Annotated in this window: 10 protein-coding genes; 8 read left to right on the top strand and 2 right to left on the bottom strand. The window is 31.8% G+C overall.

The window, feature by feature from the left end:
- Positions 1 to 32 precede the first annotated feature (32 nt).
- Both FNB79_RS15630 and FNB79_RS15625 read left to right on the top strand, forming a co-directional pair.
- Positions 33 to 1616, top strand: coding sequence for a hypothetical protein (locus tag FNB79_RS15630; protein WP_143382248.1), 1584 nt, complete (start codon positions 33 to 35; stop codon positions 1614 to 1616).
- Between the two features lie 110 nt (positions 1617 to 1726).
- Positions 1727 to 4081, top strand: a complete 2355-nt coding sequence (locus tag FNB79_RS15625; protein WP_143382247.1) for an ATP-dependent helicase — start codon at positions 1727 to 1729, stop codon at positions 4079 to 4081.
- Positions 4082 to 4460: 379 nt separating this feature from the next.
- Here FNB79_RS15625 and FNB79_RS15620 read toward each other — a convergent pair whose 3' ends face one another.
- The gene (locus FNB79_RS15620; protein WP_143382246.1) at positions 4461 to 5324 is read right to left on the bottom strand and encodes an alpha/beta hydrolase; all 864 of its coding nucleotides are present in this window, start codon (positions 5322 to 5324) and stop codon (positions 4461 to 4463) included.
- A gap of 50 nt (positions 5325 to 5374) precedes the next feature.
- Between FNB79_RS15620 and FNB79_RS15615 the strand changes: the two genes are divergently transcribed.
- Genes FNB79_RS15615 through priA form a run of 4 tightly spaced genes read left to right on the top strand, consistent with a single transcriptional unit; the run spans position 5375 to position 10312 of the window.
- Positions 5375 to 5995 (top strand): L-threonylcarbamoyladenylate synthase, encoded by a 621-nt coding sequence (locus FNB79_RS15615; protein WP_143382245.1) that lies wholly within the window; start codon positions 5375 to 5377, stop codon positions 5993 to 5995.
- Positions 5996 to 6053: 58 nt separating this feature from the next.
- Positions 6054 to 6911 (top strand): carboxylating nicotinate-nucleotide diphosphorylase, encoded by an 858-nt coding sequence (nadC, locus tag FNB79_RS15610; protein ID WP_143382244.1) that lies wholly within the window; start codon positions 6054 to 6056, stop codon positions 6909 to 6911.
- A gap of 2 nt (positions 6912 to 6913) precedes the next feature.
- Positions 6914 to 7855: a YihY/virulence factor BrkB family protein gene (locus tag FNB79_RS15605; protein ID WP_143382243.1), complete on the top strand. Its 942-nt coding sequence runs from the start codon at positions 6914 to 6916 to the stop codon at positions 7853 to 7855.
- A 3-nt stretch (positions 7856 to 7858) separates the two neighbouring features.
- On the top strand, positions 7859 to 10312 hold the full coding sequence (priA, locus tag FNB79_RS15600; protein WP_143382242.1) for a replication restart helicase PriA: 2454 nt from the start codon (positions 7859 to 7861) through the stop codon (positions 10310 to 10312).
- Here the strand turns inward: priA and FNB79_RS15595 are convergent.
- Positions 10309 to 11004, bottom strand: a complete 696-nt coding sequence (locus FNB79_RS15595; protein ID WP_143382241.1) for a LytR/AlgR family response regulator transcription factor — start codon at positions 11002 to 11004, stop codon at positions 10309 to 10311. The genes priA and FNB79_RS15595 overlap by 4 nt on opposite strands.
- A 205-nt stretch (positions 11005 to 11209) precedes the next feature.
- On the opposite strand from FNB79_RS15595, the gene rpsF reads away from it, so the two are divergent.
- Together rpsF and rpsR are read left to right on the top strand one after the other, a co-directional pair.
- Positions 11210 to 11548, top strand: a complete 339-nt coding sequence (gene rpsF, locus FNB79_RS15590; protein WP_038528423.1) for a 30S ribosomal protein S6 — start codon at positions 11210 to 11212, stop codon at positions 11546 to 11548.
- A 2-nt stretch (positions 11549 to 11550) separates the two neighbouring features.
- On the top strand, positions 11551 to 11847 hold the full coding sequence (gene rpsR / locus FNB79_RS15585) for a 30S ribosomal protein S18 (RefSeq protein ID WP_143382240.1): 297 nt from the start codon (positions 11551 to 11553) through the stop codon (positions 11845 to 11847).
- Positions 11848 to 11850 lie beyond the last annotated feature (3 nt).

Raw genomic sequence — 11850 nt, 5'->3', positions numbered from 1 at the left:
TTTTATGTATAAATATAAATCCATCGCAATCAATGTCTAGACTAATTAAGAGAAGTGTAACTGTTTTGTTATTAATAGTTTGTGTGTTGGGTCTAGTGGTGGTGTTTTTTGCAAATCCATTTGTAGAAGGTAAGCTTAAATCGGCTTTAACAAATCTTCCAGAACATGTGAAATTAAATTACACAGCATTGCATGTTAATGTGTTTCAGGGGTTGCTGTTTGTTGAAAATCCGGAATTAATTTTTTCTAAGCAGAATAAAACGGGGAAAAACCTAAATGTAAAGCTTGATAATTTTAAACTAGAAAATGTAAGTTATTGGCAATTTATTTTCAATAAGACCATACATTTAGATCAGATTGAGCTTGAAAATGCAGATATATCTTATAAAAAAAATAGTTTTAAATCAGATACACAGCACTCTAAAGTTACATCAGAAGATTCTCAAAATAAACCTTTGCAAGCATTCAATAAGCAAATAAAAATTGATAACTTACATTTAAGTCATGCAAAATTAACCATTTATCAAGCCACATCAGACTCAATTTTTCTGAAATCGGAAAATGTAAATATGTCCTTTAATGCTATTGTTCTAGACGACGCTTCAGCCCAAAAAAATATCCCCTTTACTTATTCAGACTATTCTATTCAAACAGATTCTTTAACATTTAATGTGGGAATATATGAAACCTTAAGTTTGCAAAATTTAGAGTTTACAAATAAAAATTGGGTAATTAGAGATTTAAAGTTAAAGACCAAATACTCTAAACAAGAATTAACTAAGATTATAAAAAAAGAACGCGATCATTTTAATGTAGAAATAGATTCGTTATGGTTAAAACAACCTGATTTTGGTTTTAATAATAACCGTTTTTATTTTAAATCAGATTCAATCATCATTGAAAAACCTGATGCGAAAATTTATAGAAATAAACTGGTTGCAGACGATTATACAATTAAGCCGTTATATAGCAAAATGTTGCGAGATCTTAGTTTCGATTTAACTTTACCTGTAGTATTGTTAAAACACGGAAATATTGTTTATGAAGAGAAGGTAAAAGCTAATGTTCAAGCAGGTAGTGTTGCATTTAACGATTTTAATGCTACAATTAAAAATGTAAGTAATACTTATGAGGCTCCAACAAAAACAGAATTAGATATACAAACTATTTTTTTTGGAAAAGCTCCATTACATGCTAATTGGGTGTTTGATGTAAATAATAAACAAGATGATTTTATGTTTAAAGCTCAAATAGGTGTGTTACCAGCTGCTCGATTAAATAGGTTTACAGAGCATAATTTAAACATTAAACTTGAAGGACAATTTGATAAGATTTATGCTAGAATAGATGGAAATGTAAACAGATCTACCGTAAATTTTGATGTAAAATATGCAAACATGAAAGTGAATATTTTAAATAAAAAGAAGAAGCGGAATAATTTTTTATCGTCTATAGCTAATCTTTTTATACGGAATGATTCCGATAAAAATAAGGATGGCTTTATAGAAAAAAATGGGCAAGTAACTCGAGATAAAACCAAATCTGTGTTTAATTTCTTATGGTTAAACATGAAAGAAGGGTTAAAATTAGTATTTGTAGGCGACGGTATTATTTAAAACACGTATGACTTATAACTTGTAAAATGTGCAATGTTTATAATTATTTATAAATCTATTTAGTTAAACGGCTAACAAAGGTTAATTTTACAACCTAAATTGTATGAACATTGGAGAAGTATTTAAGTCAGTTAAATGAAGCACAGTTAGCACCAACCATTCAAAAAGACGGCCCTATGATAGTTATAGCAGGGGCCGGTTCTGGAAAAACACGTGTGTTAACTTATAGAATAGCCTATTTAATGCATCAGGGTATAGACCCTTTTAATATTTTATCGTTAACCTTTACCAATAAAGCGGCTCGCGAAATGAAAGAGCGTATTGCTTCTATAGTTGGCCAAAGTGAAGCTAAAAACCTGTGGATGGGAACATTTCACTCGGTTTTTGCTAAAATTTTAAGAATTGAAGCCGATAAATTAGGATATCCTGCAAATTTTACGATTTATGATGCACAAGACTCTCAGCGTTTAATTTCATCTATTATTAAAGAAATGGGATTAGATAAGGATTTGTATAAATATAAATCTGTGTTTTCTAGAATTTCTTCATACAAAAACAGCTTAATCACGGTTCGTGCCTATTTTCAAAATCCAGAATTGATTGAAGCCGATACAATGGCTAGACGTCCACGTTTAGGCGATATTTACAAAGAATATGTAGAGCGTTGTTTTAAATCTGGCGCCATGGATTTTGATGATTTATTATTAAAAACAAATGAACTTTTAACACGCTTTCCAGAAGTATTAGCTAAATATCAAGACCGTTTTAGATATATTTTGGTAGATGAGTATCAAGATACTAACCATTCACAGTATTTAATAGTAAGAGCATTGTCTGATCGTTTTCAAAATATTTGTGTCGTTGGAGACGATGCTCAGAGTATTTATGCCTTTCGTGGTGCAAATATCAATAATATTTTAAATTTCCAAAAAGATTACGATAATGTAAAGTTGTTTCGTTTAGAACAAAATTATAGGTCGACTAAAAATATTGTAAATGCAGCCAATTCTATTATAGATAAAAATGAAACGAAATTAGATAAGGTTGTTTGGACAGCAAATGATGAAGGTGGAAAAATAAAAGTAAATCGTTCCATGACCGATGGGGAAGAAGGGCGTTATGTGGCGAGTACCATTTTTGAAACGAAGATGAATGAGCAACTTAAGCATTCAGATTTTGCCATTTTATATCGTACCAATGCACAATCCCGTTCAATGGAAGATGCTTTACGTAAACGTGATATACCCTATCGTATTTATGGCGGTTTATCATTTTATCAGCGTAAAGAGATCAAGGACATTTTATCGTATTTAAGAATTATTATAAATCCTTCGGACGAAGAAGCTTTAAAACGTGTCATTAATTTTCCGCCAAGAGGTATCGGTCAAACTACCATAGATAAGTTAATAATAGCTGCAAACGGCTATAAGCGTTCTATTTTTGAAGTGATGAAACACATCGATAAAACCGATGTGAAAATTAATTCGGGAACAAAAAATAAGCTTAAAGATTTTGTGACTATGGTAGAGAGTTTCCAAGTCATGAATCAGAATGTGAATGCATTTGAGTTGGCAGAGCATGTTACAAAAACTACAGGTTTAATAAAAGAATTTAATAAAGATACTACACCAGAAGGGGTTGCTAAAGTTGAAAATATAGAAGAACTTATAAATGGTATTAAAGATTTTGTTGAAGAGCAAAAAGAAATCGCAGATACCACAGGGTCTTTAACCGAATTTTTAGAAGATGTTGCGCTTGCAACCGATCTAGATAATGATAATGGAGAGGATGATCGGGTCGCTTTAATGACCATTCACTTGGCTAAAGGTTTAGAATTTCCATATGTTTTTATTGTTGGACTTGAGGAAGATTTATTTCCAAGTGCTATGAGTATGAATACCAGAAGCGAGTTGGAAGAAGAACGACGTTTGTTTTATGTAGCATTAACACGAGCAGAAAAACAAGCGTATTTAACCTATGCTTTATCTAGATACCGCTGGGGAAAATTAGTAGATTCTGACCCAAGCCGATTTATTCAGGAAATAGATGAGCAATACTTAGATATTCTTACTCCAATAGAAGAGCGCAGAATGAATCCAATGTTAGATGCTAACATTTTTGGAGATGCCGATACGCCAACTCCGGGGAATATTAGATTTAAGCCTGCTAAACAACTACCAATTCAGAAAAAAGGTTCGCCAAAATTACAAGGCCCTGCTAAAGTCCAAATTAGCACACCTAAAAAATTAACGCCAGTTAGTCAAACCAATGCCGCTTCTGGAGAGGCTAATTTATTTGATAATAAATTAACAGCAGGAAACATTGTTAAACACTTGCGTTTTGGAAAAGGTGAAGTCTTAAAAATAGAAGGTGTGGGAGCAGATACTAAAGCCGAAATTAAATTTGAAAATGGTGGTAACAAGAAATTATTACTTCGATTTGCTAAATTGGAAGTTATCGGATAACTAAAAAAACATATTAAGGTTAAGATTAAAAAGTTCAGAATTCATTATTCTGGACTTTCTTCTTTTGTGGTTTATCTGTTTGTATATAATTATTAATGGAATGGTATCAAAGCTTCAGTTGTAAATAATCATTAGGAAAAACATGATCATTTACATAGAAAGTAAATAGTAATTCTTCATCTTCAAAACTTGAAATTTTTATCTTCTATATTATAAATTCAAGACGATGCTATAATTTGGTGCTTCTTAGTTAGATTAATAAAAACGCAACGTCAAGCTAAGCCCTTTGGAGTAATTATAATAGCTTTTGTCTATTTTTATTTGTTTTAGAGATAACGGTGAAACACTAAATATTCAGCGGCGTGGAATATGCTAAAGATTAATCTAAATTTTCGGTGATAAATCTTTTTAATTTAGACCAAGTGTCTAGGAGTTCTAATCCGTCCCAACCATGACCTTCTTCTGGGTATAGCGTGTATTCGTGCATAACACCTAAGGCTTCAAGCTTGTCTTGTAAATCGCTACCCTGAGAGGCGGGAACCAATGGATCTTTACCTCCATAAAATAGAATTGTTGCAGGAGCATCTTCTGTGACTTGGAGGTATGGACTTACTTGTTCTAAAAATGTAGTAGTTAGATCTAATCCGTATAATTCTATTAATGCTTGAAGTTCTTCAGAATCAATCTGTTCTATATATTCAGGATCTGTAAAATTTGTTGGGCCTACTATGCTGCATACCATTTTGGCTTGATTTAAATCGTTAAAGGCATAGCTCCAAAGTAGAGCTAAGTGTGCACCAGCACTAGTTCCTATAAAACCGAAATCGCTTGAGATTTGGTAGGTTTCTAAATTAGCATTTAAATGGTTTACGACAGAACTTATGTCGTTAATTTGTGTCGGGTAAGCTTCAGTAGCATTATCTACTAAACGATAATTCATATTCAAGATGGCGACATCAGGTAAATCGTTCTGGATTAATTCAACAAAGGCATCCATGTCGCTTTTATCTCCCGACGTCCAACCCCCGCCATGTACTAAAATTAAAGTTTTGGTATCAACATCTCGATTTTCGGGTAAATATAAGTCGTAAGTTTGAAACTCATTATCGCCATAAGACACGTTAAATTTAACAGAAGCTTCTAAATCTGTAAAATCATTTTCACTAGAATTGGAGTCCGATGTACAAGAGTAGCTCGTAACGGCAATTAATAGTAGTATGATTAAGGATTTAATTGGTTTCATTATAAAGTATTAATTACTTACTTTGTAAACGTTTCTACAATATAGTTATTATGGCTGAGTTAATAAAAGTTTACGAGGAAAATCCGAATCCTAGAGAGATAAAAAAAATCATTGAGGTTTTAAAACAAGGAGGTTTAATTATTTATCCCACAGATACGGTGTATGGATTAGGTTGTGATATTACTAATACCAAGGCTTTAGAGCGTATAGCTAGAATAAAAGGGGTGAAGTTAGATAAAGCAAATTTTTCTTTTATATGTTACGATTTAAGTAACTTAAGCGATTACGTTAAGCAAATAGATACCTCTACATTTAAAGTACTAAAAAGAGCATTACCTGGCCCGTATACATTTATTTTACCTGGAGCTAAAACATTGCCGTCTGTTTTTAAGAAAAAGAAAACAGTTGGAATTAGAGTACCAGATAATAAAATTGCTTTAGAACTTGTAAAAGCTCTAGGGAATCCTATAGTATCTACTTCTATTCGCGATGATGATGAGGTTTTAGAATATACAACAGATCCTGAATTGATTCTTGAAAAATGGGATAATCTAGTCGATTTAGTTGTGGATGGCGGTTATGGTGGTAATCAAGCTTCGACAGTGATTGATTTTTCAGGAGACGCGCCTGTAATTGTAAGGGAAGGTAAAGGAAGTATAGAAATTTTTTAGTTTTGATTTTATTCAGAATTTAAATTCGCAATTAGTAATTTAGCCACAAACAATTTTTATGATAAGTAAGGCGCAATTCGATAAAGAAATAGAAGGTATTATAAGTAATGCTGTTCGAGAAGATGTTGGTGATGGCGATCATAGTTCTTTGGCATGCATTCCAGCTACTGCACAAGGAAAAGCAAAACTGTTGGTAAAAGACAACGGTATAATTGCAGGTGTAGAATTTGCTAAAAAGGTTTTTAATTATATTGATGGCGATTTAAAAATAGAAACTTTAATTGAAGACGGGACCAAGGTAAAATATGGCGATATTGTGTTTTATGTTGAAGGAGCATCTCAATCTATTTTAAAAGCTGAACGCTTAGTGTTAAATGCCATGCAACGTATGAGTGCGATTGCAACAAAAACAAAATCGTATGTAGATTTGTTAGCAGGTACAGGAACTAAAATTTTAGACACAAGAAAAACAACACCTGGAATTCGTGCTTTAGAAAAATGGGCGGTTAATATAGGTGGCGGTGAAAACCATAGATTTGCACTGTACGACATGATTATGCTAAAAGATAATCATATTGATTTTGCTGGAGGGATTACTGCAGCAATAACAAAAACCAAAGCCTATTTAAAATCGAACCAAAAAGATTTAAAAATTATTGTTGAGGCAAGAACTCTTGCAGAGATTGAAGAAATTCTTCAAAATGATGGTGTGTATCGCATTTTAATCGATAATTTTAATTACGCCGATACTAAAATGGCTGTGAAATTAATAGGAGAGACGTGTCAGACCGAATCTTCTGGAGGGATTAATGAAGATACTCTAAGAAAATATGCAGAATGTGGTGTAAATTATATTTCTTCTGGAGCCTTAACGCATTCTGTTTATAATATGGATTTAAGCCTGAAAGCGGTTTAATTATGACAAAACCTATAGAGGATAAACTAGATAAAATTCCGGTAGTTAGATTCGTTGTAAAATTTTTTAAAAGTTTAAAATTACCTGGATTAGAAGGGTTATCTGTTTACGACTTATTAGAATTATATATTATTGGTGTTTTTAAAGGTGCATTAACCTCTAGAGCAAGTGCTATAGCTTTTAATTTTTTTATGGCTATATTTCCATTTTTGTTATTTATTTTAATTTTAATTCCGCATATTCCTATAGAAGGGTTTAAAGTTGAGTTTTTAGATTTTTTAGAATCCTTCTTACCACCTACAACATCAGATTTTTTCTTTAAAAATATTTTTGAAAATATAGACCGTTCAGAACGTGGCGGGTTATTATCTACAGTATTTCTATTATCTATTTTTTTAATGGCTAATGGGATAAGTGCTGTGTTTTCAGCTTTTGAAAATTCATATCATGCAGAGCTTTCTAGAACTATAGTAAGACAGTATTTATATGCTTTAGGAGTAGCATTAATCTTAGCTTTTTTAGTTATTATTTTTGTAGCAGGTCTTGGTTTTGTCGAAATTTATGTGCTTGGTAGTTTATTTACTACCTTAGAATATCAAGGTGTGGAAGTTGGAGATAGTAGTATTATTTGGGTTAACATATCTAAATATGTATTTGGAATTATTATGATTTATGTGTCTACAGCAACCATTTACTATTTTGGTACCAAGGAAGGAAAGGATAGTCGATTCTTTTCTGTAGGTGCATTGTTAACCACATTTTTAATAGCTTCTGTGTCGTATTTATTCGGTATATACATAGAGCAATTCTCTCAATACAACGAACTTTATGGTTCTATTGGAGCGTTACTTATTTTAATGATTTATTTGTGGTTAAATGCAAATATTATTTTGTTAGGTTATGAGTTAAATGTATCCTTACGCCAATTACATAAAAGCCGTTAATGTATGCCTCATTATATAAATGTTATATTGCCTATTCCTGTAGAGAATTTATTTACATATGTAATAACAGAAGCAGAATCTGGTTTTATTAAACCTGGCATGCGTGTCGCTGTGCCTTTTGGTAAAACAAAAGTTTACACCGCTATTGTAAAGTTAGTGCATAATACACCACCAACCATTTATGAGGCTAAACAGATACATCAAATTTTAGATGAATTTCCTATAGTAACCGCCACCCAATTACGAATGTGGGATTGGATGTCTAACTATTATTTGTGTACTGTTGGGGATGTTATGCGTGCAGCCTTACCAAATGCTTTTATTTTAGAAAGTGAAACTTTAATAAGTAAAAACACAAAACAAGTCATACACGATACTGACTTAAAAGACGATGAGTTTTTAATTTATGAAGCCTTACATCATCAATCTTCTTTACGAATTCAGGATATTATTGATATTGTAGATAAAAAACAAGTCTTTCCAATAATAAAACGACTTTTAGAAAAGGGAGCAATCGTCGTTGAAGAAGAAGTTTTTGAAAAGTATAAACCTAAGCTAGTTAAGTATGTTAAACTTAAAGAGAACCATGCCACTGCAGAAGGCTTACAAGCGTTGTTAGATGATTTAAGTCGTGCACCTAAGCAACGTGATGTGGTTATGAGCTTATTTCAATTATCTGCTAAAACTAAAAAACCTATAAAGGTTTCAGAATTAACAGAATCTAGTGGAGCTTCAAGTAGTATTGTAAAATCGTTGATAGATAAATCTATTTTAGATGAATATTTTATTCAAACAGACCGTGTTGAATATCAGGGTAATGAAGTTGAAGCCTCTAAAACCTTAAATACTGAACAAGAAGAGGCGTTAAAACAAATACTTACCACCTATAATACACATCAAGTAACTTTGCTTCATGGCGTAACCTCTTCAGGAAAAACAGAGGTTTATGTAAAACTGATAGAAGATGTTTTAAAAACAGGAAAACAAGTTTTGTATTTGTTGCCTGAAATAGCTTTAACTACACAATTGGTAAATAGGTTACAAAATTACTTTGGAGATCAAGTTGCTGTATTTCATTCTAAATACTCTGCGCATGAACGTGTTGAGGTTTGGAATAATGTATTAATAAATTCTCCAAAAGCTCAAGTGGTATTAGGAGCGCGTTCATCAGTATTTTTACCGTTTACTTCTTTAGGATTAATTATTGTTGATGAAGAACATGAACAATCTTTTAAACAGTTTGATCCTGCACCAAGATATCACGCTAGAGATACGGCGGTTGTGTTGGCGCATATCCATGGTGCAAAAACACTATTAGGTTCGGCAACACCAAGTTTAGAAAGTTATTTTAATGTACAACAAGGGAAGTATGGTTTAGTAGAAATTACAAAGCGATTCAATAATGTCTTAATGCCTAAAATTGAATTGGTAGATATTAAAGATAAGCAAAAACGAAAGTTAATGAAAGGTCATTTTAGTGATAGAATGATTAATGTTATGACTGAGACTTTAGAGGAAGGCCATCAGATTATTTTATTTCAAAACAGACGAGGTTTTTCGCCAATCGTAGAGTGTAAAACTTGCGGACATGCACCACAATGTCCAAATTGCGATGTTAGTTTAACGTTTCATAATTATAGAAATCAATTACGTTGTCATTATTGTGGTTACAATATGGCAATGCAATTAAAATGTCAAGCTTGCGGAGATACTGCTTTAGATACTAAAGGTTTTGGAACAGAGCAAATCGAGGAGGAGGTTAAATTATTGTTTCCAAATTATAAAACAGGCCGTATGGATTTAGATACCACACGAGGTAAATATGGTTACGAAAAAATAATTACCGCTTTTGAACAGCAAGAAATGGATATTTTGGTGGGGACACAAATGCTTACTAAAGGATTAGATTTTAGGAATGTAGCTTTGGTAGGTATTATGAATGCCGATAATTTATTGAATTTTCCAGATTTTAGAGCTCATGAGCGTAGTTATCAACTATTATCTCAAGTGTCTGGTCGTGCAGGAAGAACACAAAAACAAGGGCAAGTTTTAATACAAACGTATAACCCTTATCATAATATATTACAGCAAGTGTCTACTAATAATTATGCTGCTATGTATAAGGAGCAAATGGACGATCGTTATAATTTTAAGTATCCACCAGTATACAGGCTAATTCGGATTACTCTAAAACATAAAGATTTTAATCGCGTAAATATGGCTTCTCAATGGTTAGGGAAAGCATTGCGGCAAATTTTTGGTGATAATGTATTGGGACCAGAAGATCCTCCTGTATCTAGAATTAGAAATTTATTTCATAAAAATATTCTAATTAAAATCCCTCAAAAACAATCGTTAGGAGGTACAAAAAAAGCCATCGTTAAAATAAACAACAGCTTTAATAGTGTAAAAGATTTTAGGTCTGTAAGACTAGTAGTTAACGTAGACGCATATTAAATACTGTTTAAAGCATCAATAAGTTGCGATTTTTTATTTCTACTTAATGGAATTTCAAAAGAACCAACTTCAACATTCTTACTATTAAATCTGTCAATTTTGTCTAAATTAACAATATAGGATTTATGAATTCTTAAAAATTTCCCTTCAGGAAGTTCCTGTTCAAAAGCTTTCATAGTAGATAAAACTACTAAACTTGTTTCTTCGGTAACCAGTTTCACATAATCACCAAGGGCTTCAATCCATTTTATGTCGTTAATATATACTTTACGTTTTTTAAGGTTGCTTTTTACAAAAATATGTTCGCCTTCTGCTTCGTTAAAATCTAATTTTAATTTATGTTGTTCTATAGCTTTTTCTACAGCAAGCATAAAACGTTCTCTTGTAATGGGCTTTTTTAAATAATCTGTAGCATCATAATTAAATGCCTTAAAAGCATATTCGGTCTTACCTGTAACAAAAATAATTTGAGGTTTGTTGTTTAAAACATCAAGAAGTTCAAAACCATTAAGTACAGGCATTTCTATATCTAGAAAAATTAAATCTACCTTGTGCGTATTTAAACCATTTTTAGTTTCAAGTGCGCTACTGTATTCTGCTATCAGGTTTAAAGCAGGGTGGTTTTCTATTAACTTTACTATGGACAGCCTTTGTATTGCCGAGTCGTCTACTACTACACAGTTTAAAGTCATAAACATTAATTGTTTGAGGTTAAGTTATCGACAATAGTACAAATAAATCGGATAAAAAACAAAAAAATATCGATAAAGTGAAAACTTATGTAGTTCAACGATACCTTAATATAAGGGATATATTAAAATATTTTAAACAAGTTTGTTATATCTAATAATTATCTGTACTTTTGCAGCCATTTTTAACAATAAAATAGATTTGAATATGAATCATTATGAAGCTGTTTTCATCTTAAATCCCGTTTTATCTGAAACACAGATAAAGGAGACAGTACAGAAATACGAAGATTTTCTTGTTTCTAACGGTGCTAAGATGATATCTAAAGAAGATTGGGGCTTAAAAAAATTAGCTTACCCAATTCAAAACAAAAAAAGTGGTTTTTACCATTTATTTGAATTTCAAGTAGCAGGAGAAGTAATTACTCCATTAGAATTAGAATTTAGACGTGACGAGCGTTTTATGCGTTACTTAACTGTAAAACTAGACAAGCACGCTGTGGCTTGGGCAGAAAGAAGAAGAGCTAAATTAAAACAAAAAGCGTAATTATGTCATCTATAGAACAACAAGCAAAAGGAAAAAAAGACGGTGAGATTAGATACTTAACGCCTTTAAATATTGAAACTAATAAGCAAAAGAAATATTGTCGTTTCAAGAAATCTGGAATTAAATATGTAGATTATAAAGATGCAGATTGGTTATTAAAATTCGTAAACGAGCAAGGTAAAATTTTACCTCGTCGTTTAACAGGAACGTCTTTAAAGTATCAAAGAAAAGTGTCTGTAGCTGTTAAAAGAGCACGTCACTTAGCTTTAATGCCATATGTAGCAGATTTATTAAAATAAAAT

It is taken from the genome of Formosa sediminum, from assembly GCF_007197735.1.
In the GTDB taxonomy this organism is placed as follows: domain Bacteria; phylum Bacteroidota; class Bacteroidia; order Flavobacteriales; family Flavobacteriaceae; genus Formosa; species Formosa sediminum.
This window is presented reverse-complemented; position numbering and strand designations above follow the sequence as displayed.